Origin of the sequence: Neobittarella massiliensis (ex Bilen et al. 2018) (assembly GCF_900289145.1) — a bacterium.
In the GTDB taxonomy this organism is placed as follows: Bacteria; Bacillota; Clostridia; order Oscillospirales; family Ruminococcaceae; genus Neobittarella; species Neobittarella massiliensis.
In genome coordinates this window covers 14,245-40,470 of the sequence record NZ_OKQO01000009.1, presented here as the reverse complement: position 1 = coordinate 40,470, position 26,226 = coordinate 14,245, and the positions used below count along the sequence as shown (strand labels likewise).

24 protein-coding genes are annotated in these 26,226 nt (G+C 60.4%); 16 read left to right on the top strand and 8 right to left on the bottom strand.

Annotation, left to right across the window (positions count from 1 at the left end; translation table 11 throughout):
- The 3 genes from scpB to ytfJ are packed head-to-tail and all read left to right on the top strand — an operon-like array spanning position 1 to position 1,734.
- Complete coding sequence (scpB, locus tag C6Y32_RS12765; RefSeq protein WP_105205654.1) at positions 1–567, top strand: SMC-Scp complex subunit ScpB; 567 nt, start codon at positions 1–3, stop codon at positions 565–567.
- A gap of 54 nt (positions 568–621) precedes the next feature.
- Entirely contained in the window at positions 622–1,278 is a 657-nt protein-coding gene (locus C6Y32_RS12760) for a DUF2953 domain-containing protein (RefSeq protein WP_105205653.1), read from the top strand.
- A gap of 15 nt (positions 1,279–1,293) precedes the next feature.
- Positions 1,294–1,734, top strand: a complete 441-nt coding sequence (ytfJ, locus tag C6Y32_RS12755; protein ID WP_105205652.1) for a GerW family sporulation protein — start codon at positions 1,294–1,296, stop codon at positions 1,732–1,734.
- Between the two features lie 644 nt (positions 1,735–2,378).
- Here the strand turns inward: ytfJ and C6Y32_RS12750 are convergent.
- Positions 2,379–3,104 carry a DUF3592 domain-containing protein gene (locus C6Y32_RS12750; protein ID WP_105205651.1) on the bottom strand — a complete coding sequence of 242 codons (726 nt, stop codon included), beginning with the start codon at positions 3,102–3,104 and terminating at the stop codon, positions 2,379–2,381.
- 248 nt (positions 3,105–3,352) lie between these two features.
- Between C6Y32_RS12750 and C6Y32_RS12745 the strand changes: the two genes are divergently transcribed.
- The 7 genes from C6Y32_RS12745 to C6Y32_RS12705 all read left to right on the top strand — a co-directional run bounded on the left by C6Y32_RS12745 (position 3,353) and on the right by C6Y32_RS12705 (position 9,665).
- On the top strand, positions 3,353–4,027 hold the full coding sequence (locus C6Y32_RS12745) for a DUF2786 domain-containing protein (RefSeq protein ID WP_105205650.1): 675 nt from the start codon (positions 3,353–3,355) through the stop codon (positions 4,025–4,027).
- Positions 4,028–4,496: 469 nt separating this feature from the next.
- The gene (locus C6Y32_RS12735; RefSeq protein WP_105205648.1) at positions 4,497–4,682 is read left to right on the top strand and encodes an RpiB/LacA/LacB family sugar-phosphate isomerase; all 186 of its coding nucleotides are present in this window, start codon (positions 4,497–4,499) and stop codon (positions 4,680–4,682) included.
- 108 nt (positions 4,683–4,790) lie between these two features.
- Positions 4,791–4,973: an RpiB/LacA/LacB family sugar-phosphate isomerase gene (locus tag C6Y32_RS12730; RefSeq protein ID WP_129589455.1), complete on the top strand. Its 183-nt coding sequence runs from the start codon at positions 4,791–4,793 to the stop codon at positions 4,971–4,973.
- Positions 4,974–5,074: 101 nt separating this feature from the next.
- Positions 5,075–5,266 carry an RpiB/LacA/LacB family sugar-phosphate isomerase gene (locus C6Y32_RS12725; protein WP_105205646.1) on the top strand — a complete coding sequence of 64 codons (192 nt, stop codon included), beginning with the start codon at positions 5,075–5,077 and terminating at the stop codon, positions 5,264–5,266.
- Positions 5,267–6,120: 854 nt separating this feature from the next.
- Positions 6,121–7,032, top strand: a complete 912-nt coding sequence (locus C6Y32_RS12715) for a LytR/AlgR family response regulator transcription factor (protein ID WP_105205644.1) — start codon at positions 6,121–6,123, stop codon at positions 7,030–7,032.
- Between the two features lie 610 nt (positions 7,033–7,642).
- Positions 7,643–8,809 carry a hypothetical protein gene (locus C6Y32_RS12710; RefSeq protein WP_129589454.1) on the top strand — a complete coding sequence of 389 codons (1,167 nt, stop codon included), beginning with the start codon at positions 7,643–7,645 and terminating at the stop codon, positions 8,807–8,809.
- A gap of 430 nt (positions 8,810–9,239) precedes the next feature.
- Entirely contained in the window at positions 9,240–9,665 is a 426-nt protein-coding gene (locus tag C6Y32_RS12705) for a hypothetical protein (protein WP_129589453.1), read from the top strand.
- A gap of 168 nt (positions 9,666–9,833) precedes the next feature.
- On the opposite strand, the gene C6Y32_RS12700 is transcribed toward C6Y32_RS12705, so the two are convergent.
- Positions 9,834–10,067, bottom strand: coding sequence for a helix-turn-helix domain-containing protein (locus tag C6Y32_RS12700; RefSeq protein ID WP_105205641.1), 234 nt, complete (start codon positions 10,065–10,067; stop codon positions 9,834–9,836).
- Positions 10,068–10,439: 372 nt separating this feature from the next.
- Complete coding sequence (locus tag C6Y32_RS12695) at positions 10,440–10,775, bottom strand: transporter (protein ID WP_105205640.1); 336 nt, start codon at positions 10,773–10,775, stop codon at positions 10,440–10,442.
- A gap of 310 nt (positions 10,776–11,085) precedes the next feature.
- On the opposite strand from C6Y32_RS12695, the gene C6Y32_RS12690 reads away from it, so the two are divergent.
- The gene (locus C6Y32_RS12690) at positions 11,086–13,617 is read left to right on the top strand and encodes an excinuclease ABC subunit UvrA (RefSeq protein WP_105205639.1); all 2,532 of its coding nucleotides are present in this window, start codon (positions 11,086–11,088) and stop codon (positions 13,615–13,617) included.
- 323 nt (positions 13,618–13,940) lie between these two features.
- Here C6Y32_RS12690 and C6Y32_RS12685 read toward each other — a convergent pair whose 3' ends face one another.
- The 5 genes from C6Y32_RS12685 to C6Y32_RS12650 all read right to left on the bottom strand — a co-directional run bounded on the left by C6Y32_RS12685 (position 13,941) and on the right by C6Y32_RS12650 (position 22,000).
- Positions 13,941–16,808, bottom strand: coding sequence for a cadherin repeat domain-containing protein (locus C6Y32_RS12685; protein WP_105205638.1), 2,868 nt, complete (start codon positions 16,806–16,808; stop codon positions 13,941–13,943).
- Between the two features lie 799 nt (positions 16,809–17,607).
- Positions 17,608–18,867, bottom strand: coding sequence for an Ltp family lipoprotein (locus C6Y32_RS15680; protein WP_164998278.1), 1,260 nt, complete (start codon positions 18,865–18,867; stop codon positions 17,608–17,610).
- Between the two features lie 244 nt (positions 18,868–19,111).
- Positions 19,112–20,722 carry a hypothetical protein gene (locus tag C6Y32_RS12660; protein WP_105205636.1) on the bottom strand — a complete coding sequence of 537 codons (1,611 nt, stop codon included), beginning with the start codon at positions 20,720–20,722 and terminating at the stop codon, positions 19,112–19,114.
- The gene (locus tag C6Y32_RS12655; protein WP_105205635.1) at positions 20,715–21,428 is read right to left on the bottom strand and encodes an ABC transporter ATP-binding protein; all 714 of its coding nucleotides are present in this window, start codon (positions 21,426–21,428) and stop codon (positions 20,715–20,717) included. The genes C6Y32_RS12660 and C6Y32_RS12655 overlap by 8 nt, the downstream gene beginning before the upstream one ends.
- Positions 21,422–22,000, bottom strand: a complete 579-nt coding sequence (locus tag C6Y32_RS12650) for a helix-turn-helix domain-containing protein (protein ID WP_105205634.1) — start codon at positions 21,998–22,000, stop codon at positions 21,422–21,424. Before C6Y32_RS12650 ends, C6Y32_RS12655 begins: the two co-directional genes overlap by 7 nt.
- A gap of 317 nt (positions 22,001–22,317) precedes the next feature.
- Here C6Y32_RS12650 and C6Y32_RS12645 point away from each other — a divergent pair, with 317 nt between their 5' ends.
- The 5 genes from C6Y32_RS12645 (at position 22,318) to C6Y32_RS12625 (ending at position 26,221) form a co-directional block, all read left to right on the top strand.
- Entirely contained in the window at positions 22,318–23,205 is an 888-nt protein-coding gene (locus tag C6Y32_RS12645; protein ID WP_105205633.1) for a LysR family transcriptional regulator, read from the top strand.
- A gap of 163 nt (positions 23,206–23,368) precedes the next feature.
- Complete coding sequence (locus C6Y32_RS12640; RefSeq protein ID WP_370738825.1) at positions 23,369–23,740, top strand: MerR family transcriptional regulator; 372 nt, start codon at positions 23,369–23,371, stop codon at positions 23,738–23,740.
- Positions 23,741–24,033: 293 nt separating this feature from the next.
- The gene (locus C6Y32_RS12635) at positions 24,034–24,516 is read left to right on the top strand and encodes a flavodoxin (protein ID WP_105205631.1); all 483 of its coding nucleotides are present in this window, start codon (positions 24,034–24,036) and stop codon (positions 24,514–24,516) included.
- A gap of 15 nt (positions 24,517–24,531) precedes the next feature.
- Positions 24,532–25,167, top strand: coding sequence for a flavodoxin (locus tag C6Y32_RS12630; RefSeq protein ID WP_105205630.1), 636 nt, complete (start codon positions 24,532–24,534; stop codon positions 25,165–25,167).
- A gap of 16 nt (positions 25,168–25,183) precedes the next feature.
- Positions 25,184–26,221, top strand: a complete 1,038-nt coding sequence (locus tag C6Y32_RS12625; protein WP_105205629.1) for an aldo/keto reductase — start codon at positions 25,184–25,186, stop codon at positions 26,219–26,221.
- Positions 26,222–26,226: the final 5 nt, after the last annotated feature.

Sequence of the window (26,226 nt, the reverse complement as noted above, 5' to 3'; positions counted from 1 at the left end):
ATGGACATAGATTTTGCAAAAGGCGCGGTGGAGGCCATACTGTTTGCCAGCGGGGAACCGGTGGCGGCCAAGCGGCTGGCCGAGGTGCTGGATATTGAGCTGCCCACCATCCAGAGAGTGCTGACCATGATCGCCGACGAGTGCGAAAAGCCGGGCCGGGGCACGGTGCTTTTAAAATTGCAGGACAGTTACCAGCTGGCCACCAAAAACCAGTTTGCCCCGCAGGTGCGCCAGGCGCTGGAGGTGCGGCGCAACACGCCGCTGTCGCAGGCGGCCATGGAGGTGCTGGCCATCATCGCCTACAACCAGCCGGTGACCCGCTCGTTTATTGAGCAGGTGCGGGGCATCGACTCGTCCTCTATCGTATCGAACCTGTGCGATAAGGGGCTGGTGGAGGAGCACAGCCGACTGGACCTGCCGGGGCGGCCCATCGCCTATAAGACCACCGAGAACTTTTTGCGCTGTTTTGGGCTGTCGTCGATCGAGCAGCTGCCGCCGGTGCGCGACTTTTTGCCGCCGGAGGACGGCGACGGGGCAGAGACGGCAGAGCCGGAGACCGAGAGCTAGAAAAAAACGCACGGCGCCAGGCGGTGCACCGCCAGCAGAGAGGGGAGTGGCTGCATGTTTTTTCGCATTTTGGGTTATGTGCTGCTGGGCCTGCTCATACTGCTGGTAGCGGCGCTGCTCATCCCTCTGCAGGTGCGGGTGCAGGCCGACCCGGACAGCCAGCAGGTAGAGCTGCACTACCTGTTTTTGCGCTTTCCCCTCTACCCGGGCAAGGAGGCCAAAGAGGCCGAGGAGCTCGAGGAGGACGAGCTGGCGGCCGCTGCCGGGAAGAAGGGCGGCCGCGGCGGGGACGGCGGCAAAAAAAAGATGGACCTGGGCTTTATTTTGGACATGCTGGGCTCGACGCTGCACGGGCTGCGCTTTTTGACCCGGCATATCCACCTGCGCAGAGTGGAGCTGTATGCCCGGGTAGGGGCTGAGGAGCCGGACCGGACGGCGGTGCTGTACGGGCAGATAAACGCTGTTTTGTGGCCGGTGCTGGGGCTCGTGTCGTCGGTGTTTGACACCCGTTACCGCCGGGTGGAGCTGGAGCCGGACTTTGCGGAAGAGGGCTTTTTTTTCAAACTGGGCTTTCGCCTGTGGGCACTTCCTGTTATACTGCTAGTGACCGCCGCTGTTGTGGCGGTGCGGCTGCTCAAAAATATGAGACAGCGCCGACAGGCGGCGCCGGAGATAAAACGCGAGCCGGACAGCAGACCGGCACAGAGATAGAAAGGGGCAAAAATCATGAGTGAACATCCCATTCAGGGGCTGATCGATTCGGCCATGAACAAAATACGCGAGATGATCGACGGCAACACGGTCATCGGCGACCCCATCCGCATGGGGGAGGACTGTGTGATCATACCGGTGTCGAAGGTGTCGATCGGCTTTGCCTCGGGCGGCAGCGACCTGCCCACCAAGGTGCAAAAAGACATGTTCGGCGGCGGCAGCGGCGGCGGTCTGTCGGTCTCGCCCATCGGCTTTTTAGTGGTCAACAAGGGCGATGTGCGGCTGATGGAGTTCACCAAAAAGTCGGACACCACTGCCGATCGGCTGGTGAGCATGGTGCCGGATGTGGTGGACAAGGTGACCAGCCTGGTGGACGGCAAAAAAGACAAGAAGGCACCGCCGCCGGCACGACCGGCAGCGGACAAGCCTCAGCAGGAGCCCCAGCAGGAGAGCTGAGGCGCTATACAGTTACGGTGAGAGCGGGCCTGCACCCCCTGATGGGGAGGTGTACAGGCCCGCTTTTGGTGTGCGGTGTGTGGTCTGTGATATGCAGTAGATAGAGTACAGAATATAGAGTGTGGAATGTGGGATGTGGAATACAGTTTGCAGTGTTTGTTCTGCAATGCACGGTGTATAAACGTGTAAAAACCGGGGCGTGGGGGAAATGAGCGGCATCGGCTGGCGGTGCGAACAAGTGACGACTGGGCGCTCTGTGCAGTGGAGCAGTGGAGAGGTGGGACAGTAGGCAGTAAGGCGGTGGATATTCGGCGGCAGCACGTGGCATTTGCTGGCGACAGGGGTATCGTAGGGGCCGGGGAGCGCCGGCGTGGACCGGGCGCTGTGTCGGCGGTCGGTGGCTGCCGCGGTGCCGATAAAAGACGAGCGCGGCGGCTATGGATGGCTGTGCGGGGCTAAAACGACCGCTGTGTGGTCTTGGCCGCCGGCAGTGCGCCCGGGCGGGGGATAAGGCAGTTGGGCGGTGCGTTGCCGCTGGGTGCGCCGATGTGGTCTGATGTGGGAGCACGGTATAAAGAGAAAGCGCTCCGCCTGGGGCGAAGCGCTGCTGCAGAGCGGCCGATGAGAGCAAAACAGCGGCCACGTTACCGGCGCGCCGCACGCTTTTTGGAGCGGCCCCGGCGGGGCGCGGCGAAGAAGAGACTTTTTACCAGCACAAAGAGACCGGCGGCGGTGAGCAGCGGCAGTATGAGCAGCATGGGGGAAAAGGAACGGGTGTAAAAACGCCAGATGCCCAGCGGGGTATATGTTCCGCTGGCCATGTACATCATCCCGTAACTGAACAGGACAAAGAGCAGGCCAAAGGTGGCCCCGACGACATCGATGGAGCTCTTTTCTTTTTTGCTCTTTAAGACGATAAAGACGGCCAGCGCCAACGCAAGCGGGATACCGGCGAACATGGCGCCGGCAAACAGCAGGATGCCACCGCGATCGGGGCCCACGATCAGGGCGTTTTGTGGGTCGCTGGGGTCGTAGCGGATCTGCTTTTGGCTGCCGACCTCGGGCAGAGCGCCGGTGCTGTAGTCGGTGGCGACGGTGTAGTCCTGCCCGTTTACCGTGTAGCGGTAGACCAGATAATAGGAGGTGGCGTTGCGCTGCCGGTGTGCGGAGTGGGGCTCGCTGCCGGTTTCCGGTATGTAGCTGTAGAGATAGCCGGTGACAGTTTGATAATTTTGCGCCTGGCGGTGGGTGGAGACGGTCTCTTTTATCCCCAGGATAAAGAGAAAGACTCCGCTCAGTACCGAGAGCAGGATCAGGCCGATGGCGAGGATGGCCCGCAGCGGCAAGCCGATTCTTATTTTTTTGAACATGTTACCACCACTTTTTGGGAGATGGGTACGGTGAGCGGCGTACCTATTTGGATTATACCATATTTGGGCGCAGACCAAAATATTGCGCGGGAAAAGCGGGGCGCGGCGGTAAAGAGCTGAGCCGGGCAGGTGAAAAGGGCCGCGCCCGACCGGCGGAGGAGCGAAAAAGGAGAAAGCCCGCCTTTTTTTGCGTGGGGCGGGGACAGAATGTGGTATACTGTTTTTGGTATGAGGGGAGGAGCCGGACTATGCAGAGCAAAATTGAAAAGAGAGTGCTAAAGCTCTTGCGTTTGGCGGGGAACAACCCCTCCCCTGAAGAGGCGGAGAGAGCGCTGCTCAAGGCGCAGGAGCTGATGGCCAAGTACCACCTGGACATGGTGCCGGGCGAGGAGGACGACGGCGACATCGTGCGGGAATACGCCTATTGGTCGGGCAATATCTGCTACTATCACCAGCAGCTGGGCCAGATCATCAGCGAGAATTTTCGCACCAAGGGCTTTGTGAGCCGCAGAAAATCGGACGGAAAGAGAGCCATCACCTTTTTGGGGGAGCGGGTAGACGCCAGGATTTCGGCGGCGGTGTACAACGACGTGCTCAAGATCTTAAACAAGTATTTGGGGGAGATGCGCAAGCGGGATAAGGAGCGGCGGGCGAGCGGCCACTACTCGAAGGCGCGGGCCAAGATCGAGCGGGACAGCTTTGTTTTGGGCTTTTTAGACGGCATCGACAAGGCGCTGGCCGCCCAGGTACAGGAAAACAAGTGGGAGCTGATGGTGGTTCCCTCGGACGAGGTGAACAAGGCGTATTTGAGCCTGCACCTGAAGTGGAAACGGACTGAATTTCGCACCGCCGACCAGGAGAAATACCAGGAGGGCTACCGTAAGGGAAAGAAGTACCGGACCAAAAAACTGCTGGGAGAATAGTCGACGGGCATAGCGACGCCTGTATCTGGGCGGGCGCTGATGGGAGCTGGGGTGCCGGTGGGCGCCGCGGCCGTGGCGGGGGACATGATAAAGACAACCGTTATACAGGGGTGCTCAGGGCAAGAGAAAAGGTGCTGCGCATGGCTGGTACTGTGTGCGGTGTGAAGTGTACAGTATACAGTTTGCAGTGTGCAAAGAAGGCGGTGGCCGGGCAGGGGGGGGGCGGTCACCGGTCTGGGCGTGCTCGAGGGAGAAAGCACCGCCTTTTTGTATGGCAGACGCAGCTGGCGTACGGCGTGAGCGTGCTGCTTTGCAGCCGGGTGATTGAGTTTGTGATGACGGGGTGCTCGGTGGGCGGTGGGATAGGATAAAGACAACTGTTATACAGGGGTGCTCACGGCCAGAGAAAAGGTGCTGCGCATGGCTGGTACTGTGTACAGTATGAGGTGTACAGTATACAGTTTGCAGTGTGCAGTGTGCAAAGAAGGCGGTGGCCGGGCAGGGGGGCGCGGTCACCGGTCTGGGCGTGCTCGAGGGCGAAAGCGCCGCCTTTTCGTATGTACAGATGCAGCTGGCGTACGGCGTGAGCGTGCTGCTTTGCAGCCGGGTGATTGAGTTTGTGATGACGGGGTGCTTGTCGGGCGGGAGGACATGATAAAAACAGCCGTTGTATAGAAGTGCTCACAGCCTGAGAAAAGGTGCTGCGCATGGCTGGTACTGTGTGCGGTATGAGGTGTACAGTATACAGTTTGCAGTTTGCAGTGTGCGGTGTGCAAAGAAGGCGGTGGCCGGGCAGGGGTCGGTCACCGAACTGGGCGTTCTCGAGGGCGAAAGCGCCGCCTTTTTGTATGCGCAGACGCAGCTGGCGCACGGCGTGAGCGTTCTGTTTTGCAGTCGGGTGACTGAGTTTGTGGTGACGGGGTGCCTGTCGGGCGGGGGGATATAATAAAGACAGCCGTTATACAGGGGTGCTCAGGGCTAGAGAAAAGGTGCTGCGCATGGCTGGTACTGTGTACGGTATGAGGTGTACAGTATACAGTTTGCAGTTTGCAGTGTGCAAAAAAGGCGGTGGCCGGGCAGGGGGCGGTCACCGAGCTGGGCGTTTTCGAGGGCGAAAGCGCCGCCTTTTTGTATACGCAGACGCAGCTGGCGCACGGCGTGAGCGTTCTGTTTTGCAGTCGGGTGACTGAGTTTGTGGTGACGGGGTGCCTGTCGGGCGGGAGGATAGGATGCCTGTGACAGTTTGCCGGGCGTTATGTATGGGTGTGCGGCCGACCGGGCGGACACTTTTTTGTTTTGGCGCATCCATGGTGGCAACACGATCTCGTGCCCACTGGGGCCAAGGTTTGGCTGGGCGGCGGGGATCGGCTTTCAGGGCGCGCTGGGCGCGTTTTGAGGGCTATTTGACGCCGCGCGCAAACAGCCAGGCACCGAGGAGTTAAAAGACCTTGGCGACGCGGCTGGGCAGACGCTGGCAGGGGTACTGGTGCGGGTGGACCGAGCCTTTTACAGTCTCCTCTGGCACGGGAGGACGTGCATGCGTGCGCGGTGAAAAATGGCTGTGACTGGGAGCAGGTGACACAGCCAGCGGCGCACAGAGCGGGAGACTTCCAGCCAGAGCACCGGCGGCAAGTGTTTTTTGCCGGGGGCTATCAGAATTTTGACAAGGGGCGCTGCTGCAGTGGCGGCCCTTTTTTTGATGGGGGATCGGTCAAAGTGGGGCCATGAACAGGCGGAGAAAATGGGGGCAGCCAGCGGGTAGAACCGGCAGGGTAGCCCCCAAAAGAGAGCGGGAGGGGGCGGAGCCCGGCGGGGCAACAGGCTTTTTTGGGGGACGGGGCAAATACCGGTCACGGGTATCTGTGTGGGGCAGTATCGGGCCGGAGCGGGAGGCCAACCGGGGTGCTGCGTGGGATAGAACGCGATCAGACGATATACTTTATGACCAAGTGGGATATGGAGGAGATAGTTTACAAGTTTACCGGCGATCCCTGGGTACAAAGCCACAAATCGTGCGCGGTAGTATTGTAAGATAGTTGCGTAAATTTTATAATATATGACAGATAACAGGCGTACGAAAGGTGTGGGTTATTGTGGCCGTATTGAGAAAGCCGACAAACCTGGTGCTGCGGGTGATGATCGTTGAGGACAACGCGCTGGAGGCCGATGAGCTGCGCCGGTATCTGGCCGCCCAAAAGCAGTTTGAGATCGTGGCGGTGGTGGACAATGCAACAGAGGCCATCACCTATTTGCGGGCGCACACCTTTATTGACGCGCTGGTACTGGACCTGGAGCTGAGAGAAGGCGACGGTATGGATATTTTGGAGCACCTGCAACATCTGGCGCCGGCAGACCGCCCCATTATTTTGGTGACCACCAACAACCGTTCCGATTCGGCGGCGGTAAAATACGCGCGGGGTATCGGCATCGATTACGTACTGGAAAAGAGCAGGGCGGATTATGGCCCGCCGCTGGTGGCTGTACAGCTGTTGCGGTTTGCCCCGTACAAGCTGCAGGACCGCGAGCGGCGCAACCGGCGCGAGCGCGAGCTCGCCACCGCAGGACCGGTGGCCGAGGAGACCGTGCCGGCCAGCGCCGACTTGGAAAAGCAGCCGGCGGACCCAGCGGCAGAGATAGCCGGCGTGGTGGAGGAAAGACTGATCGAGATCGGCTGCCCGGTGACCAAGGTGGGGACGCATAGACTGCGGGATACCATAACGGCACTGGTGGTAAAGATGAAAAACGAACCCGCCTGCGCGCACAATCCCGAGCGGTACGTATCGGATATTATCACACAGGTGCGGCGGCGGGAACAGGTGGTGTACACCAGCTTTGTGGGCGGTATGCAGAGAGTGTTGGAGCAGGCCTTGGGCGGGGCCAAAGACCACACCGAGGCGCTGGAAAAATATGCTTCGGTAGAGCTGTTGAGCATGGAGGAGAACCCGGTGCGGTCTTTTATTATTTTGTTTGCCAAGCGCCTAGGCAGAGACCTGGGACTGTTTTGAGTTTGAGATAGAGAGATGCCGAGAGCCGGCCCTCGTTTGAGGGCCGGCTTTTTTTAATGGCTGTGTAAAAATTGCACACAGTGAGCACTGCTGAGCAGAGAAACGGCTGACCGCGCACCGGCAATGCGGAGGGCTACGCGGCCCCCAAAGGTAATTTTAACTTGCAGGAAGACAAGTGAGGATCACCGGAAGGGGGCGAAGAGATGAGCTGGTTGCAGAGATGGATGCACATGGTGTGCGAGATCATTGGCCGCATCTAAACATACGGTTAGAGCGTAAGGGAGGGGTTACCCCTCCTTTTCTTTTATATGTTATAATATAGTCAATCATCGACAAAGAGGATTTGACTGTGAAAGCATTTACTGATGTTTTGGACTTAATAGCGTTTGGTGCGGGGCTGTACTGGATACTTCTCAATCTCTGTGAAGACAGCTGTGCTATGCGGCTCAGACTTAAAAACGTTTTTGAGATGGGTGCTTTTTCTGTGCTCGCTATCGTGGTGGCATATGGGAAAGATCACTTCTCTCTTCCATCGGTCATCGTCTATGTGCTTTTATCCGTACTTGGCGGAGCTTATTTTTCGGCCACGCGGTATAGAAAATTATTTAGGATGGCCCCATATACGCACGCAGTGGTCTCGGTGGTGGCAGTCGTAGCTATTCGATTTATCTGTGCGCTGCTCGTTGCAGCTATTGGTGCGACACTCCACTTGAAAATGGACCTGGTGGTGCTCCTATCGACGGCGGCCGAGCTTGCTACATATTGGCTGGCGGTGCGCGTAAAACTGTTTCGCATCATGAGAGAACTGCTCTCATACCACTTTCATGTGGTGGCTGTGCTGGCCTCGATGATTGCTGTTTTGTCGTACCTGTCGCTGGGAACGCTGCGCACCGGGATGGAGACCTCGATAAGTCCAAAAGACTATTTTCTGTTCTTCCTGCTGGTCATATTGATGATCGCAACGATCATTAGCTGGACCAAAGATAAATACAGGGCGAAGGTGGTGAGGGAGGAACTGCGCGACGCGCAGAGGAAAAGTGAGGACCTGGCGCGAAAGATGCACCGCGACGCGGCGGTGATCCCGGCCCTGCGCGGTATGGCCAAGACGATGGCCAGAGGAATCGAGCTGGGCTCGATAGCACCGGAGGAACGGCGGGCCTGGATCGAGGAGATCGCCCGTCTGACCGAGGAGCAGGGCGAAGAAACGAGGAAGAACGACATGCAGCAAAACAGAGAGTCTATCGACACGGGGCTGCTGGCGCTCGACTTTCAAGTGGAACACTTTTTCGATTTGGTGGACAGCGTAAAAGGAATGTTGACGGTGAATGTGCGCGAACCGATAGATGTTTTGGTACGGGAGCACATCATACCGGAGCGGGCGCTGCTCTCGCTGATCGGAAATTTGATGAGAAACGCCTGCCGGGCAGTTAAAGACCGGCCCGTGAGAGATATCTCGCTGATACTGGGATACCTGGGCGGCGACTACAGCATTACCGTCGGCGACACCGGCGAACCCTTTTTGCCGGCGGTGCTGTTTGAACTGGGCCGGCCCGGCAACACGACGCGGGGGGCCGGGCATGGGAACGGGCTTTACGAGATAGCTCAAACACTTGAGAGGACCGGGGCCAGTTTGCACATTTGCGAGTGGACAGACGGGGCCAAAGATATGATGGTCATTTTTGATGGACGGCACGAGACGGTGCTGGCCTCTTACCGGGCGGAGGATCTTTTTAAGATGGCGCCCGAGGGCTGCGAGCTCATTTTTGACCAGATCTGATCAAGGGGGCCTGCCGTGGGCGGGCCCCTTTTTTATGGGGGTATGGCCGGCGGTGAGCGGGTGCGGATATGCGGCTGCATGTAGCGGGCGGGGCGATGGCTCCGCCCTGTTTTTATGCCGAGTTTTGACGGCGGCACAGGCGAGAGCGACAGGATACGATGCAGCGCGGTAAAAACTGACAGAAAAAGCGTTTTATCGCATCTATCGTGCTCTATATTTAGACACTTTTCGCCGCTTTTGCGGTTAAAATGAAGGGGTACTAAATCGAAAAGGTATACATTTTGTAAAAATCGGGATCGGCTGGTACCATATGGGTAGACTTTATGATAGGGGGACTTGGCGTTGACTTATCGCATCTACTACGCGCGCCGTTTTTTTTTGGCTCGAACAAGGCATTTTTATTCCTTGTGTGAATGTGAGCTCATCGACTTTGCTGACCCGGGGAAAGGCGGGAAACCCCGTTCCCAAACACTTTTGGGCCGTTTTGCAGACCGACCCGCTGAAACTGGCGTACACGCGGGAGGAGATGCAGGAACTGGCGCAGCAGTACGCCCTGAAGGCGCTGGAGGAAGGCACGCACTACAAGAGTAAAAACCGACCTTTTGAGCCGGATGAGTTTGCCAGGTGGATATTGGCCGGTACCCGCAGTGCCTACACGGTGGAGCAGTATGTCAGTTTTGGCAACCGACCTCTCCTGCGCGATTTTGCAGCGGGGGCACCGGGGGAAGATACTGCCGTACAGACCACGGCACAGCTGATAGAGGAGATGCAGAGGCGCAGCGGCCACGAATTGCTGGTGGGCTTTAAAGAGGACCGCGCAAACGTGCCCCACAAGCGCTACCGGACGGCTAACTAGCGGGATATCGCGCCCGCAGGGCACAGGCGGTAGGGGCATGATGGACCGGCGGGCCAAAGGGGCGGGCGGGGGTTAAAAGCGGCGCAGAGCCGCTTAAAGGCACAGAGAGAACAGAGGGCACCGCCCGCTGGCGACACCCTCTGTTCACGGCCGTTTTTGGGGACCGCCCTAGACGAAGAGGAGCGGCAGTACATGTACGTTTTGCTTTAGCTCGTCGAGACTGATGTCGAGTGCGGCGGCGATATAGATGGCCAGATCAAGACCGAGATTGGCTTTTCCGTGCTCGATGCGCTGGTAGTAGCATATCGAGACGTTACAGAGCTCGGCCATATCCTGTTGGCTCAGGTGATGGCTCTTGCGATAGGCGCGCACCAGCTTACCAAAGCTCTCGTGACTTTTCATGTTTTCACCTCCTCTCGGAGGCTTACTGATTCTGATCGATCAGAAGTAATGAGGTCCTCAGCGCTCATTACGTACTTACGGTAAAGCCGTCAAATCTGAGAGAGGTCTCAGTTCTGATGACAAACTTTTCGTTTTTAGCAAAAAAAGAGACGAGCGGGCACACAGCGGTGCGCGGGGGTGCTCAACTGCGTAGAAGCGGGGGCAAAAGCACCTTTACCGGGCCGGTGAAAGACTGCAAAACAGGCGTATCGGGAGACAGCAGACAGCTGCAGGCAACAAAAAAGCACCGCACAGCAGTATTGCGCTGTGCGGTGCTTATTTTGCTGTACATATTCCTCTTGCCGGGGCGGCGGGAATGGGCTACTGGGCGCGCTATTTGCGGCGAATGAACTCGTAGAAGGCAAAGGCGATAGAGACTACGGTCAACACCGATACGATCAGCTCGGACATGTTGTCGGCGTACTCGGTGTGGCTGGGGGAGACCGCGCCGAGGACCAGAAAATAGACGCACCAGATAAAGCCCAGCGCCAGAAAGACAAAGGTGATATAGGTCAGTATCCGGGAGCCCATCTTCCAGAAGCGCAGCCCCCGTTTGACCTGCTCGTCGGTATACTTTTTTTGCCGGGTGCCGCGGGTGACACCGCCGGCCACTGTTCCGCAGATGACGCCGACAGACAGTGCGGCGCACAGGTAAAAAAGACTTTGCATCTCTCTTGCTCCTTTGGATGGGCGCCGCTGGGGCCGGTGAAACAGCGGGGCGAAGATATCGACCAGGGCCAATGTACCGTGTATCGTATACAACATACAGTATACCACGCTTTGGCGGAAGGTAAAGGGAAAAGAGACTTGTGGCGGGACGGTAAAAGAGGTGTACCTGGGGCGGCAGATAGCCTTTTGCCGCCAGGGGCGCGCGGCGGGGAGCGGTTTATTTTGCCGCGGCGGGCAGGTCGGTATTTTCATCTTTTGGCGGTGTGGTATAATAGAGGATGAACGTGAGATCTAAGACGAGGTACTTTTTATGAGAGAGAGAACTGAGATACCGCAAAAAATACAGATCCGGGGCGCGCGGGTACACAACCTGAAAAATATCGATGTGGATATTCCGCTGCATAAGATCGTCGGCATCACCGGCGTGTCGGGTTCGGGCAAATCGTCGCTGGCGCTGGGGGTGCTCTATGCCGAGGGCTCGCGGCGCTACCTGGATGCGCTCTCGACCTACACCCGCCGGCGCATGACCCAGGCGGCGCACGCAGATGTGGATGAGGTGCTGTACGTGCCCGCCTCGCTGGCGCTGCACCAGCGGCCGGGCGTGCCGGGCATCCGCAGCACGTTTGGGACCGGGACCGAGCTGTTAAACAGTTTGCGGCTGATGTTTTCGCGGCTGGCCAGCCACCGCTGCCCCAACGGGCACTACCAGCCACCTACGCTGGCGGTAGCCGCGGGCAAAGAGATGACCTGCCCGGTGTGCGGGGTGCACTTTTTCCCGCCCGGGGCCGAGGAGCTGGCCTTTAACAGCCAAGGGGCCTGCCGCACCTGCAGCGGGACGGGGATCGTTCGCACCGTGGACCGGGCGACGCTGGTCCCCGACGAGACGCTCACCATCGACGAAGGGGCGGTGGCGCCCTGGAAATCGCTGATGTGGTCGCTGATGACCGACGTTTGTCGGGAGATGGGCGTGCGCACCGACGTGCCGTTTTGCGAGCTGACAGAGCAGGAGCGGGACATTGTCTATAACGGCCCGGCGGTGAAAAAGCACATTTACTACCAGCCCAAAAACGACCGGCCCGGCGGCGAGCTGGACTTTACCTACTTTAATGCAGTGTACACGGTGGAGAACGCCTTGGCCAAAGTCAAGGACGAAAAAGGCATGAAGCGGGTGGAGAAGTTTTTAAAAGAAGGTGTGTGCCCCGACTGCGGCGGCACGCGGCTGTCGGCGGCGGCGAGAGCGCCAAAGCTGTGCGGGATCGGCCTGGACGAGGCCTGCCGGATGACTTTGACCGAGCTGGTGGAGTGGGTAAAAAAGGTGCCGGGCTCTCTGCCGGAGCAGATGCGCCCGATGGCACAGAGCATCTGCGAGTCGTTTGCGGTGGTGGCCAGGAGGCTGATGGAGCTGGGGCTCGGCTATTTGACCCTCGACCGCTCGGCGGCCACGCTGTCTACCGGCGAGCGCCAGCGGATGCAGCTGGCCCGTGCGGTGCGCAACCGCACCACCGGTGTTTTGTATGTGCTGGACGAGCCCTCCATCGGGCTGCACCCCTCGAACATCGTGGGGCTGACCGCGGTCATGCGCGACCTGATCGCCGACGGCAACTCGGTCTTGCTGGTGGACCACGACACACAGATCCTGTCGGAGGTGGACTGGCTCATTGAGATGGGCCCGCAGGCCGGGGCGGACGGTGGCCGCGTTGTGGCGCAGGGGACGGTAGCAGAGCTGGCGCGCGACGGCAGCTCGCTGATCGGGCCGTTTTTGTCGGGCAGCGCGCAGGTGCAGACGCCGGGCAGCGGGGGAGACGTATTTGCCGGCGGCAGGATACACCTGGCGACATCGGCCATCCACACGGTCAAGCCGCTTTCTGTGGATATACCGAAAGGAAAACTGACGGTGGTGACCGGCGTGTCGGGCTCGGGCAAGACGACGCTGATCTTAGAGAGCCTGATACCGGGGCTGGAGGCGGCGATCGCGGGGGATGCACTGCCGGAGCACGTGCGGGAGATCGGCGCAGAGGGGATCGGGCGGATCAAGCTGATCGACGCCACGCCGATCGGCATCAACGTCCGCTCTACGGTGGCCACCTATGCCAATGTGCACGACGAGCTGCGCAAGATATACGCCAAGACGCCGGCCGCCAAAGACCGCGGCTACAGGGCGGGCGACTTTTCTTACAACACCGGTAAGCTGCGCTGCCCGGTCTGCGACGGGACCGGCGTCATCAGCCTGGACGTGCAGTTTTTGCCCGATGTGGACATCCCCTGCCCGGACTGCCGCGGCTCGCGGTATGCCAAAGACGCCGGGCAGGTGCGCTACCAAAACGGGGCCGGGGAGCAGTATGCGCTGCCCGACCTGATGGCCATGGATATCAGCACGGCGCTGGGCGCCTGCGCGGACCTGAAGGTGGTGCAGCGGCGGCTGCAGGTGCTGCAGAGCCTGGGGCTGGGCTATTTGACCCTGGGCGAGGCGACGCCCAGCCTGTCGGGCGGGGAGGCACAGCGGCTAAAATTGGCCAGCGAGATGGGCAGGGGGCAGTCGGACACCATCTTCGTGTTTGACGAGCCGACCATCGGCCTGCACCCGCTGGACGTGCAGACGCTGCTCGCTGTATTTCGGACTCTGATCGATAACGGCGCCACGGTCATTGTGATCGAGCATGACCTAGACGTGATCCGCAACGCCGACTACATCGTCGATATGGGGCCTGGTGGCGGCGAGGAAGGCGGCCGCATCGTGGCGGTGGGCACCCCGTCTGAGATCGCCGAGAACGGGGAGAGCGTCACCGGTGAATACCTGAAAAAAGCCGGTCAGAGCTGGCTGGAGGCCGACCGGGACAGCTGACGCGCACCTGTCTGCTGAGCCGGTATTTTGACAGATAGACGCAAGAAACAAGAGAGCGCTCCCTGTGCGGGGAGCGCTCTCTTGCTGTTGGCCGCCAGTGGTTGCTGCCACTGCAGAGCGGGGAACTGTGCGGTCTCTATACAGCGGGGCGGCGGGAGCGGAGAAATGAGGGGAGCGGGACTGGGCTGGGTCTGTCTGGTGGACCCCTGACGAGACAGATGTGGGCGGCCCTCTGGCCGGCAGTCAAAAGAGAGCGGGCTCACCAGTGATCTGTACGGTGAGCCCGCTCTCTTTTCTTTTTTTACTGGAATGAAACTGAGCGCTTAACTTTTTTGGCGGCGCTTTTGACTGAGGAGGAGCGCGGCGCCCGCCGCGGCAAGCACCAGCGCTGCCCGGATACTGCCGTTGGTGCTGGTATCGCCGGTGGGGGCGCCCGTTTCAGGCTGCCCGCCGCTGTGCTCGTCGGGGGGAGCAGGGGTATCGTCGGGCGTATCGGTGTCGGGGCCGTCGGGCGGTGAAGTCTTTTCGCGGACGGTGAGGTAGGCGGGCCCGTTTAGGAGCAGGCGATAGTTGTCACCGGCGCTCAGGCTGCCCAGGGTGATGGGATACTGACGCGGCTCCGAGAGATCGCCGCCGACTGCCAGTTCTCCGGTGAAAACGTCTCCCGGCAGCAGATCGGCCTCGCTATAGGTATAGGGGAGGGCCGGGGCGCTGTCGCCGACCTGGATGGTGAGGTCACTTGCCGGGGTGATCGCGATCTCTTTTTTCTTGACGGTGAACGCGGTCTCCTGCCGGCTTACATACCCGGTGTCATCCACTGCCTGTACGGTGAGGCGGTAGCTGCCAGCCGCCAGCCGCTGCTCGGCGTAAATGGTGCCGTTTTGGTCCAGGGAGAACAGCGAGGTCGCGCCTTCGCCGTCTGTCAGCGAGAAAGAGGTGGTATGGTGCCCGGTGAGTACGGCGTTATCGGTCACCTGGCCGACGGCGTCGCCCGGGCCGATATCCCCGTAGGTGGCCGGGGCAGCCAGCAGATCGGATAGGGTGATGCCGGGGACGGTGTGGGAGTTGGTATCTATTTTCAGGGAAAGCCTTACGCCGGCGGTAAAGGCGCTGTCTGTCGCCTGCCGGATGCTGCCGTTGGTATCTACGTAATAGGGGCCGTCGGTGTGGATATCGTCTGGGGGAGAAAAGAGCCAGTAGGCTTTTGGCGTTTGGTCGCTGGCGGTGGCCCGGTAGTCCTCTTTGATAGAGGGGGCATAGGCGTCTATATACCGGCTGTCGACCAACTCGCCACCGGAGACGAAGTCACAGGCATCCAGAGAGGGAAAAGCGGTCTGCAGGTAACTGTATCTCTGGGCGGAGATCTGGTCGTAGGGGAGATCGTCGTAGACCCATTTGGAGTAGAGATACGCGCCGTTTTCGTCCACCCGGGAGACCACCCATTCTATGGGGGCCCCGGCGGCGTCGGTCCCGAAGCGGAGCGTTTCGCCGACCTGCAGCAGCGAGCTGTTTTCTAAGACGGTGAGCGCCGGGCCGGGGCCGGCGAGCTCTACATCATAATAGTCGCTGTAAAAAGAAAATTGGGTGTTTTCGTACCTGCCCACAGGGGGAAAATAGTCGAGATCCTTGGCCGAAAAGGAGAAGGCGTCTTCCAGCGTATCTCCCGCCAACAGACTGCCCGCTTCCAGGTGAAACACAAACGGCAGTTGGTAGCGGCTATACTGCAGGTAGTGGGTGGTCAGGTCGGCGGCGGATACAGCGATCTTTCGCTTTTCGATCCGGCAGGTGACCGAGCTGTCGAACTCGATACAGTAGTCGCCGGCTACGCGGCGAATAGAGCCCGGCAAAATGCTCGCCTGGCTGGGCAGGGGAGAGAGGTGCTCTGCATCATAACGGAGCGCGCCGTCCAGAGTGACCAGGTCGTCAGCCACCACCGAGCTGTCGCTGTACAGCTTGTAAGTGGGGGCAGCCGGGTCGCCGTAGAAAAAGCTCTGACCGCTGTCTGGTACGATGGTCAGCACCGGAAAGGCATAGGGGCGATATGAGATCTGGGTCGAGGGCGATAGAGCGGACCAGTCTACGCGGTAGACATTTTGTTTGGCGGTGGTGATGTGGACGGTGCTTTCAGATGGCGGAATGAGCGCGTTGACCCGGCCGTAGCTGCTGCTTATAACGGTGCTGGTAAAAGAGCCGGACTGCAGCTGGCAGCTGGCGCCGTAGTCGATCGGGCCGAGTTTTACCGAGGCGATCTTTACCTGCTCGCCGTCGCTGTTTCGCGGCGGGGTGGAGAAGGACTGCCAGTTATCGTCAGAGACGCCATCCAGGGCGATCACGTTGCCGCCGTTTATCTCTATGGAGTTGGCGCGGATACCGTGATCGCCGGCGCCCTGCGCGCTGACTACGCCACCGTTGATGGTCACGTCGGCTTTGCAGGCCCTGGACGATCTGCCGCCGCCGATGCCGCTGGAGGCCTGTACGGCGTTGGCGGTCACCGATCCGCCGTTTATCACGATCACACAGTCATTGGGGGCGTTGTCGGGGATCTCGGCGTTGCCGATGCCGCCGCCGTAGCCGTTCCCGTCCTGCCCGCCGATCGCCGTGATGGTGCCGCTGTTGATGACGATCTTGCCCGCCGCCTCGGTATAGCCGCACCGCTGGCCGCCGCCGATGCCGGCCCCGCGCTTGGCAGAGTAGCAGGTGGCGGAGCCGTCACCGTCGATCGTCAGCTCGGCCATGGTGCCGTCGGTATCCTGCGGGACGCCGATCCCCGCGTTGTAGGCCGGTCCGTAAAATGCGTTTTCCCCCTTGAGAGTCAGCTGCAGCGAGGCGCCCGGCTCGATAAACAGGGGGGAGAGCGCGCCATAATTGTTATAATCCATCTGTATATGCAGGCTGTCGGCCAGAATATGGGTGTCGGCCCCTTTTTTGATGAGGATGGTATGGGCGGTAGTGCCGTAAGAGCTCTGCACGATGTGGTAGCCGGCAGCATCGGGCTGGGTGACCGCCTCCCCCGACGGGGCGTAGCCGCTGATGCTGTCGGCGGCGATGACGATATTGCCCCTGGAGATGTCGAGCGTGGTCATCTGGCTGTCGGCGGCTTTGACTGACGGGGGAAAACACCCCAGCAAAAGCGCCCCCACGACCAGAAAAACAAGACATCTGGCCTGCTTGCGATTGGCAGAACGGTTCATGTTACGACTCTCCTCTGTTTTACTGGCGCGGTCGCCCGCCCAGCATCCAAAACTTTTAGACTGCTTTTACCATTATAGCAAATTGTCTTTAAAAAACGGAGCTTTTTTAAAAAGATATCGTTTGATCATTTAAAAATGAATTGTGGGGGGAGCGAAGAGACAGCGGTACCCCTGTGTGGCGGCGCTGGGGCCCGCAGGTATACGGGGGAGAGCCGGCAAGCGGGTATATAGATAAAGGCAAACTGAGACGGCGCCTATAGCAAGCAGGGCTGCCACAGCAGGCATTTTATATGTGGGGAGCATGTTGGGGCGGGGAGCGGCGGCAAAAGAAAAGATCGCGGTGGAGGCTGCAGAGCAAGCGGCTTTGGCGAATTCCGCCCGGCTGGCAGAGAGGAGCGCGCTGGGCGGCAAGATAGCCCGGTCTGGCCTGGTCTGCCGGGAAAAAGATGTGAGCGGGCAGGCCCTCTATTGGACACCGGCAGCGGCGGCAGGTGTTCTGCCGGACAGGTATACTTCTCTTTTTTAAAAGCGGCAGAGAGAGAACGCGGCCCGGTGAGGAGCACTGTAAGCGGGATAGACCTGGCCGAAACGCTCTGTGCGGGTGGCCAGAAACAGGGCCATGATCAGAGGTCGCGCTATCGGGGGCCATCGCACGCAGGAACCGCCATGCGCATCCCGGCCGGGGCAGGTGCCGGGCAGCAGTAGAGCGCGAGAGACTGCTTGCTGGTGGCTGGCAAACCCGAGAAAAAGGGACGGGCCCGCTGAACTGCGAGCCCGTCCTTTTTATACAGATGTGTTTTTACAGCCCCACGGCACTGGCGCCGTAAGCGGCCTGTTCGTCGGTAAAACCCTCGTACTTCAGCTGGTCGATGAGACCCTGACGGGAGAAAGAGCTGAAATTCATATAGGTCTGGGCCTTTTTCGCCGCCTGCTCGTTCCAATCGGCGCCGCAGTTGTTGGCCCCGTAAGCGGCCTGTTCGCTGGTGAACTGCTCATATTCCAGCTGCCTGATGAGCCCCTGATAGGAGAAAGCCGAGGTGTTCAGATAAGATCCCGCCTTTTTCAGGGCCTGAGCGTTCCAGTCGGCGCCGCAGTTGTCAGCCCCGTACACCGCCTCTTCGTGCGAGAACTGCTCGTACTCCAGCTGCCTGACGAGCCCATCGTGGGAAAAGGCGGACACACCCAGATACGCGCGAGCCCTGGATAGAGCGTTGGCTTGCCCCGCCGTGACGCCGGACGGCTCGTTGCTCTGGGCCTCGCCGCCGCTGGGGCCGGTGTTGGTGCCAGAGTTAGAGCTGGTATTGGGGCTGGTGTTGGTGCCGGCGCCGGCTTGACCGGAGCCACCGGCATTCTGTCCGCCTGCGATTTGTCCTCCGGCGCTGCCGGCGGCAGAACCGGAACCGGCGGCAGACGAAGAGGTGCTGCCGGTTTGGCCATCGCTGCCGGTGGTACTGCTGCCGGAACTGGAGCCGCCGGCCTTTGTGGCCTTTTTATCGAGGCGGAGGCTGCCGACGACGGTGTCTATTTGGGCGCCGATCTCCTTTTGCAATTTGTCGCGCATGGTGAAGGTCACGTAGTACAGGGCGTTATTGGGCACGTCGGCAAGCACGTATAGCTCCATGTTATACATGCCGTATGTGTCGACCCGGTCGCTGTAGCTGGCCTTAAAAGCCTCTATTCCCGCCAACTTTATAAATTCCTTTTTGCCCAGCTTAAAGTCTTTCGAGTCCCCCTGCACACCTTTAAAAAAGGTGCTGTAGACCTCGTGGAGGTCCTCTGTGCTGCTTACCGAGGAGAAGTCGATCTCGTTGTAGCTGACGAATAGAAATCCCGCTTTGTTGTCATCGGTGGGATAGTGGTAATACCCGCTCTCGGCTTTTACCTTTCTCCACGTGGACGGCACCCTGTAGGTCAGTGCCTGCAGGGTGACGCTCGTCGTCTTGACCGCAGAGGAAGACGATGTCTCTTTTTTGGTACCGCTCTCTTTTTGGGGCGTGCTGCAACCGGCCAGTTGCAGACACAGCACCAGCGCGAGAGCAGCGGCGATCACTTTTTTCATATAGATCCCTCCAAAATCCAATCACTCATGGATTAAAGACAGGATACCACAAAACAATGCGATAGAGAAGAAGAGATTTCGACAAATATTTTATGTACTGTGCCAAAATTCGGAGCCAGACCCGACTGGAGAAAACAGGGGACCTGCCGGGGATAGCGGGACGTGTACAGGCCGCACATTTCGGGCGCGGGTGGGCGGCCGGAGCAAGAAAGAGAGGCCTTCTCGACCGAGAAGACCTCTCTTTTTACAGCTGTGCGAAGATGCGGGCGCCTTTGGTGCCGAGCCACAGCCACAGCGCCAGGCACAGGAGCGCGGCGGCAGCGGTGGCGGCGATGGCTACGAGCGCCATGGGCAGGTGCAGCAGAAAGCCGAGCCCGATAAAAGCGGCCGCCAACAGCGGCGTGGCAAATACCCCGGTAAAGGAGGCGGCGGACTGTTTGATGACGGTGACTTCGCTCTGCCAATCCAGCTTGGGAAACAGGAGATTGACCACCAGCCCGGCAACAGCGGTAAACACGGCGAAGACCAGCGGCGTCAGGTAGAAAAAGATCCACTCGACGGGCGAGGGGCGCAGGGCGATACCGGCCATGGTGGAGCCGAGCAGACAGGCGGGGACGAGGACGGTGAGGTTGACCAGCACCTTGCTGATAAAGATCTGCGAGGTGCTGACCGGCAGCGACTTTAAGATCCAGAGATGGTCGCCCTCCAGCGAGATGGAACAGCAGCTGACACTGCCCATCCCGCCGATGGCGGCCATCACCAGCGGGCAGAGGCCGGTGAGCATGCCGCCCAGGCCGGGGATGCCCAGAAAGCCCTCGAGCTGGGCGCGGGGCATAAAGAGCAGCGCGCCGGCAGCCACCACCAGCATGAGCGCACCCATGCCGGTGTTAAAGATATAGAGGGTGGAGGAGGTGAAACGGCGCCACTCTTTTTGATAGAGCGCCGTGAGCGCCGAGGACTGGTGCAGCTGGCCCAGCCGGTACTTGCCCCTGGCTGTGGTGGTGGAGAACACCGCGTGCAGCTGCCGGTAAAAGCGACCCACCAGCGCACAGAAGAGCAAAAAGGGCAACACGCACAGGGCCATGAGCAGCGCCCAGCTGGCCGCGCTGCCGCCGGCTACCCCCTGCGTGAACAGCCGGGCAGGGGGGTACACGGCCTCTAGCTGGGAGGCGACTTGCCCGCCTATTTGGGCCAGCTCGGTGACCTGCATCTCGGTGGCCTGGAAGCTGAGAGCGGTAGAGCCCAGCAGCACGCCGACGACCACCAGCCCGTAGAGCAGCACCGAGATGATCTTGCTGTGGCCCAGGCGCGCAGAGAGCAGCGCCACCGCCCCGCCGATGATGAGACCCAGGATGAGCGGCAACAGAGGCAGGGCCAGCAGTGCGGGGATCAGGGCCAGCCAGTACCACATAGAGGGGCCGGCCTGCAGGCCGTAGACTACCGCCGCCGGGACCAGCAGCAGACAGGAAAAGAGCAGACTGCCGCTGTAGAGGATGAGCACCCGGCTGGCGACGACGGTGCTCTGGGGGATGGGGAGAGCCATTTGCAGGTCGTAGTCTCGAAAGGAGAACAGCACGCTGCCGGCCTTATAGATGACTGTGATAAGCGAGAGCAGCGAGGCGGCGACGGCCATGACGGTGAGCACCAGTTCGGGGCGGCCCAGCATGGCGGCCATCTGGCCCATGGCCACCGAGTAGGTGGTGGAGATACCCACCAGCATGACGGCGATGAGGACGAAGCCCACCGCCATGAGCAGCGACTTTCTCTTTTCTCTGGGGTCTTTGGCGTGGAACAATTTGCCCAGACCCAGCGATTCCAGCGCGTACACTCTGCCCAGTAAAATCAGTTTATTCATGGTCGATCAACTCCAAAAATACGTCTTCAAGACTGCTCTGGCCGATCACTTCGTGTGTGGGCCCGCTGACGACCAGCCGGCCCTCTTTGATGATGCCGATGCGGTCGCAGAGCTTTTCGGCTACCTCCAGCACGTGGGTGGAGAAAAAGATCGCGCTGCCCTGGGCGCACAGCTCGGCCATGATCTGCTTGAGGGTGTGGGAGGCCTTGGGGTCGAGGCCGACGAACGGCTCGTCGAGCACCAGCAGCTTGGGCGCGTGCAGCAGCGCCGAGATGAGGGCCAGCTTCTGCTTCATGCCGTGGGAGTAAGAGGAGACGGGGTCGCCCAGGTTGGCGGTGAGCTCGAAAGCGTCGCCGTACTGGGCGATGCGCTGCCGGCGCAGCTGCCCCTCTACACCGAACACGTCGCCGACGAAACCCAGGTACTGGATGCCGGTGAGGTGGTCGTAGAGATCGGGGTTGTCGGGGATGTAGGCGGTGATCGATTTGCAGGCCATGGGGTCGTCTTTGACCGAGTGGCCGTCGATCTCGATGCTGCCGCGATCGAAATCGAGGATGCCGACCACCGACTTGATGGTGGTGGTCTTGCCGGCGCCGTTGTGGCCGATAAAACCGAATATCTCGCCGCTTTCGACGGTGAGCGTGAGGTCGTCGACGGCCTTTTTGCCGCCTTTGTAGGTCTTGCTCAGGTGGGTGATCTTCAGCATGTCGGTGTCTCCTTGCTGTCGTGGCCGGCTGGGGCGTCGCTCTCGCTGGGCCCCTGAGCCGTGGGGATGGTGATCATACTCAGGCGGATGGGGCGGCGGTTTGGCCCCGGTGCGTTTTGCAGGTAGTCGAGCACGGCGGTATTGATTTTTTGCCCCAGCTCAGACATCTCTTCGGGGGAGAGCATGAGCGTGGAGGTGGAAAAAGAGATCCCGTCGTGCAGCGGGTCGATATCGGCGCGGGAGAAGTAGTGGGCGCCGTCGCCCAGCAGCGCCAGCAAAAACTGCTCGTAGGCGCGGTGCAGCTGGTCGCCGCTGGGCATGCCGCCGTTTATCTGCTGCGGTGGGGCCAATGCGTAAAAGCGCTCCTGCACGCCGCGCACCCGCCGGGTAGATGCCACCTGGATGAGACCGGAGTCGACCAGCTTTTTGATGTGCCGGTACAGGCTGGCCTTGGACACGTTTTCTACGTAGGTGGCGATCTGGGCGCTGGTGGCGCTGGGGTGCAGCGCCAGGTACTGGATGATACGCATGCGCACCGGGTTGAGCAGCACCTCTATTTGATCAGAGAACATACGGCACCTCCTTTTGTGTGAGCTCTCGACAGATATTGTTCTCAATTATGATAATATTCTCAATTATGAGAATAGTCAATAGGAAAATCGGCCCGATCTATATAAAAGTTTTGTAAAGAGAGCCGAAGGCGGCGCTGTGGCCGCAGCGGGCCGGGCAGACGCGGCTGCGGCCGCCATTTTGCCGGGTGGGATAGGCAAGAGGTGCCGGCCGGGACCGCACAGAAAGAAAAATGTTTTTGAGGCATATCTCGCTTATAGATATGTTGAATATGGGCAGGTGATGTGCTATTCTGAGGGCAGAAAGGGGCGATAGATAGATGGAACTGCGGGTGCTCGGTTACTTTTTGATGGTGGCCCGGGAGGAGAACATCACCCGGGCGGCGCAGCTTTTGCACGTGACCCAACCCACCTTGTCGCGGCAGCTGATGCAGCTGGAGCAGGAGCTGGGGGTGCGGCTCTTTACCCGCAGCAGCCACCACATCGTGTTGACCGACGAGGGGATGCTGCTCAGGCGCCGGGCGCAGGAGCTGGTGTCGCTGGCCGAAAAGACCCGGCGGGAGCTGCGCCGGGATGAGCAGCTGAGCGGTGAGATCTCCATCGGCAGCGGGGAGTTTCACAGTTTTTCGCTGCTGGCCACGCTGCTGGCCTCGTTTCGCCGGCAGTACCCGCTGGTGCGCTTTGACCTGTACAGCGGCAACGCCGACAACATCAAAGACCGCATCGAGCGCGGGACGCTGGATATCGGGCTGCTCTCGGACCCGGTGGATATCGGCAAGTACGAATTCGTTCGCCTGCCCCAAAAAGAGGTGTGGGGCATTTTGGCCCCGGCCGACTCCCCCCTGGGGCAAAAAGAGCAGATAGCGCCGGCAGATCTGGCCGACCAGCGGCTGATGGTCTCACAGCGGGCGCTGGTGCAAAACGCGCTGGCCAGCTGGCTGGGGGAGCTGCAGCAGCAGGTGGAGATCACGACCACCTACAACCTGCTGTACAATGTAGCCATGATGGTGCAGCAGGGGATGGGGGTGGCGCTGTGCCTGGAGCTGGACTGCCATTATGAGGGGCTGCGGTTCGTGCCGCTGTGGCCGCGCTGGGAGTCGGGCACGGTTTTGGTGTGGAAGAAAAATCAGGCGCTCTCCCCCACCTTCGACGCCTTTTTGCGGCATGTAAAGTTATGCTTATCAGGCATTTCTGATGATAATTTATAAGTATTGGACATTTCTTGATATCGGCCATACAATGTAGGTGTTCCCGCGGGAGCACCTGCTTTTTTTGTGCCGGTTGGCACTGGCGGCGGGCCCCACCGGCCACCGGCCACCGCTGTGTGCCCCCGACCGCCGACGGATGCCGGGCCGGGCGGGAGCACGGGAGGTGAGAGCGACTGATATGACCATAAAAGAGGCGAGCGAGAAATACCACATCCCCCTGGAGCTGCTGCGGGAGTACGAGCGGTGGGGGCTGTGCGACACGGTGAAAAAGGTGATGGGGGCGTGGCAGTACGACGACCGCGACTTAGAGCGGCTGAGCATGATCATGACGCTGCACGACGCCGGCTTTACCGGTGAAGAAGTAAAGACCTACATGCAGCTCATTTTGTCAGGTACCGACACGACGGCAAAACGGCTGCAGCTGCTAAAGCACAAGAGGGACTGCATTTTAAAGGCCATTCACCATCGCGAGAGACAGCTGGACCAGCTGGACCACCTGCGCTACAAGATGCAAAAAGAAGATCTTTCCAGGTGATGAGAGCCGCACACAAATAGCGGGGTGGGGGCCGCACCGGCTCGTTGCCCCGCACACCCCCACCGCGGCAGATAGCTGCCCGCCCACCAGTTGGGCGCGCGGGGGCCGCCGGGCAGGGCTGCATTTTGGCGGGCCCGGCTATACACATACGTGCACCAGACCGGAGCCCTGGGCGGCGGGTGGTGGCGCGGGCGACCGCCCCGGGCAGATCACCCGCGCTGCGGCCACCTGCACCCCGATAAGGAGCTGCCGGAGCCGTATACAGTGCACACAGTGGAGAAAGGAGCGCAAACATGCGTAAGAGTTTGATCGTCTACTACAGCTGGTCGGGCCGCACCCGCGAGATGGCGGAGAAGATCGCCGCCCAGACGGGGGCCGACCTGCTGGAGATATGCCCGCAGGAGGACTATCCGCGGGATTACAGTGCGGTGGTGGCCCAGGCCAAAGAGGAGATACGCCGTAAAGAGCACCCGCCGATCGTGCCGACCGGCGCCGCAGTGGCGGCGTATGAGGTGATATTTGTGGGGACTCCCATCTGGTGGGGGACTATGGCCCCGCCGGTAGCTACTTTTTTGCAGCAGGCCGACCTGCACGGCAAAACGGTGATGCCTTTTAGCACCCACGGGGGCGGCGGTAAGGGCCGCGCCGACCGCGACATAGCCCGGGCCTGCAGAGGAGCTACCGTGTTCGACATGTACACCGCCTATGAAGGGGGCGGAAAACAGGCGGCGGCAGATATCGCCGCCTGGCTGCAGCAACTGGATAAAGAGCAGTAGAGGGAGGCCTGAGAGATGGTAAAAAGAGTACTTGCAGCTCTGTTGGGGCTGGCGGCGCTGCTGGCGCTGAGCGGGTGCGGGCAGCAGGAGAGCCGGGAGCGGGCGGCATCGCACGCCCCGGAGGCAGAGGTGAGCCAGCCGGCAAAGCAGCCGGTCGACCCGGCTGCCGGCAAAAAGTCGCTGGTGGTGTACTTTTCGCAGTCGGGCAACACCGAGGCGGTGGCCAGAGCGATCGGGGAACAGACGGGGGCCGAGCTCTGGGCCCTGCGGCCGCAAAAGCCCTACACCGACGACTACGACGCGCTGCTGGAGATAGCGAGCAGCGAGCAGCAGAACGGCGCCCGCCCGGCCATAGCCACGCCGCTGCCCGACCTCGGCAGTTACGACGTGATCTATGTGGGGTACCCCATCTGGTGGGGAGATATGCCGATGATCCTGTACACCTTTTTTGAGGGCGGCGACTTTTCCGGTAAGACGGTGGTGCCGTTTTGCACCAGCGGCGGCAGCGGGCTCTCGGGGACGGTGGAGACGATCGAGCAGTTGGCGGCCGGGGCAGATGTAAAACAGGGTCTGCACGTGGGCAGTGCGGCAGCCGCCGACGCCACCGGCGCCGTGAACAGCTGGCTGAGCGAGCTGGACCTCTACAGATAGAGAGCGGGGAACATATATGCAGTACACAAAACTGGGGACCACCGAGCTGGAGGTATCGCGCATCTGTATGGGCTGTATGGGCTTTGGCGATGCGTCCAGCGGCCAGCACCGCTGGACGGTAGACGAGACGCATGCCCGCCAGATCATCCGCCGCGGGCTGGAGATGGGTATCAACTTTTTCGACACCGCGATCGCCTACCAGAGCGGCACCAGCGAACAGTATCTGGGCCGGGCCCTGAGAGACTTTGCCCGGCGCGACGAGGTGGTGGTAGCCACCAAATTTTTGCCCCGCACAAAAGAGGAGATCGCCGCCGGCATCAGCGGTGAACAGCACGTGGCGCGCATGCTCGATAAGAGCCTGCAAAACCTGGGCACAGACTATGTGGACCTGTATATCTGCCACATGTGGGACTATCAGACCCCGCTGCCGGAGATCATGCGCGGGCTGGACCGGGCCGTGCGGTCGGGCAAGGCGCGCTATATCGGCATCTCCAACTGCTTTGCCTGGCAGCTGGAAAAAGCGGTTGCGCTGGCGGCAGATCAGGGCCTTACGCCGTTTGTGGCGGTGCAGGGGCACTACAATCTGATCTTTAGAGAGGAGGAGCGCGAGATGGTACCGTGCTGTCGGGCCGAAAACATCGCCCTGACCCCCTACAGCCCGCTGGCAGGCGGCCGTCTGGCCCGGCGGGGAGACGGCAGTTCACGCCGCGCCAGGCAGGACGATTACGCGGCGCTGAAGTACCGGGCGGCGCGCCAGATGGACCAGCCGATCATCGACCGGGTAGAAAAACTGGCCCGGCAGCGCGGGGTGGGCATGCCCGAGATAGCGCTGGCCTGGCTGCTCACAAAAGTGGCGGCGCCGGTGGTGGGCACGACAAAGCCCCAGCACCTGCAGGGGGCCGTACAGGCGACCGAGATCACTTTGACAAAAGCAGAGATTGCCTATTTAGAAGAGCTATACCAGCCGCACCCACTGGTGAGGGTCATGGCCCAGAACACCCCCGAGACCGCCGGTCAAAAACAGGTGTGGTCGACCGGGGTACAGCACATTTAGAGAGG

What these genes read in the sequence shown, in the direction of transcription:
- ytfJ (WP_105205652.1), top strand. Translation starts at nt 1,294, where the DNA reads ATGAGTGAACATCCCATTCAGGGGCTGATCGATTCGGCCATGAACAAA.
- C6Y32_RS12655 (WP_105205635.1), bottom strand. Translation starts at nt 21,428, where the DNA reads ATGCTGAAGATCACCCACCTGAGCAAGACCTACAAAGGCGGCAAAAAG.
- C6Y32_RS12710 (WP_129589454.1), top strand. Translation starts at nt 7,643, where the DNA reads ATGGCCCCATATACGCACGCAGTGGTCTCGGTGGTGGCAGTCGTAGCT.
- C6Y32_RS12745 (WP_105205650.1), top strand. Translation starts at nt 3,353, where the DNA reads ATGCAGAGCAAAATTGAAAAGAGAGTGCTAAAGCTCTTGCGTTTGGCG.
- scpB (WP_105205654.1), top strand. Translation starts at nt 1, where the DNA reads ATGGACATAGATTTTGCAAAAGGCGCGGTGGAGGCCATACTGTTTGCC.
- C6Y32_RS12650 (WP_105205634.1), bottom strand. Translation starts at nt 22,000, where the DNA reads ATGTTCTCTGATCAAATAGAGGTGCTGCTCAACCCGGTGCGCATGCGT.
- C6Y32_RS12690 (WP_105205639.1), top strand. Translation starts at nt 11,086, where the DNA reads ATGAGAGAGAGAACTGAGATACCGCAAAAAATACAGATCCGGGGCGCG.
- C6Y32_RS15680 (WP_164998278.1), bottom strand. Translation starts at nt 18,867, where the DNA reads ATGAAAAAAGTGATCGCCGCTGCTCTCGCGCTGGTGCTGTGTCTGCAA.
- C6Y32_RS12750 (WP_105205651.1), bottom strand. Translation starts at nt 3,104, where the DNA reads ATGTTCAAAAAAATAAGAATCGGCTTGCCGCTGCGGGCCATCCTCGCC.
- C6Y32_RS12695 (WP_105205640.1), bottom strand. Translation starts at nt 10,775, where the DNA reads ATGCAAAGTCTTTTTTACCTGTGCGCCGCACTGTCTGTCGGCGTCATC.
- C6Y32_RS12685 (WP_105205638.1), bottom strand. Translation starts at nt 16,808, where the DNA reads ATGAACCGTTCTGCCAATCGCAAGCAGGCCAGATGTCTTGTTTTTCTG.
- C6Y32_RS12635 (WP_105205631.1), top strand. Translation starts at nt 24,034, where the DNA reads ATGCGTAAGAGTTTGATCGTCTACTACAGCTGGTCGGGCCGCACCCGC.
- C6Y32_RS12645 (WP_105205633.1), top strand. Translation starts at nt 22,318, where the DNA reads ATGGAACTGCGGGTGCTCGGTTACTTTTTGATGGTGGCCCGGGAGGAG.
- C6Y32_RS12660 (WP_105205636.1), bottom strand. Translation starts at nt 20,722, where the DNA reads ATGAATAAACTGATTTTACTGGGCAGAGTGTACGCGCTGGAATCGCTG.
- C6Y32_RS12625 (WP_105205629.1), top strand. Translation starts at nt 25,184, where the DNA reads ATGCAGTACACAAAACTGGGGACCACCGAGCTGGAGGTATCGCGCATC.
- C6Y32_RS12700 (WP_105205641.1), bottom strand. Translation starts at nt 10,067, where the DNA reads ATGAAAAGTCACGAGAGCTTTGGTAAGCTGGTGCGCGCCTATCGCAAG.
- C6Y32_RS12760 (WP_105205653.1), top strand. Translation starts at nt 622, where the DNA reads ATGTTTTTTCGCATTTTGGGTTATGTGCTGCTGGGCCTGCTCATACTG.
- C6Y32_RS12630 (WP_105205630.1), top strand. Translation starts at nt 24,532, where the DNA reads ATGGTAAAAAGAGTACTTGCAGCTCTGTTGGGGCTGGCGGCGCTGCTG.